We start from the raw sequence: 281 nt of genomic DNA, 5'->3' as shown, positions 1-281 counted from the left end.
GGGGTGATCAGCCGCAGCGCGAGGACCATGACGCCCGATCCGGCGCCGAAATAGCCGCTGTAGACCGACAGCGCCACCAGCGCCACGGGCCGCAGCACGCCGCCGTCGCTGTGGCGGCGGAGGGCGGCCAGCCGTGGCTGGACGAGCAGCGCCAGCGACCCGGCGGCCACCAGGACCGGCACGATACGGGCGAACACGCCGGGCGGCGTGGACATCAGCAGCGCCGAACCGGCCGCGCCGCCGAGCCCCGCGACGGGCACCCAGCGGCGCAGCCACGGCCC

The 281-nt window shown here is 77.2% G+C and carries 1 protein-coding gene; it reads right to left on the bottom strand.

Annotation, left to right across the window (positions count from 1 at the left end):
* The coding region (locus tag HTZ77_RS45055) for a TSUP family transporter (RefSeq protein WP_328809141.1) at positions 1-281 on the bottom strand (281 nt) is incomplete at both ends.

This window comes from Nonomuraea montanisoli, assembly GCF_013363975.1.
GTDB lineage: Bacteria > Actinomycetota > Actinomycetes > Streptosporangiales > Streptosporangiaceae > Nonomuraea > Nonomuraea montanisoli.
Note: the sequence above shows the minus strand (reverse complement) of the source record. Positions and strands in the feature narration are given on the sequence as shown.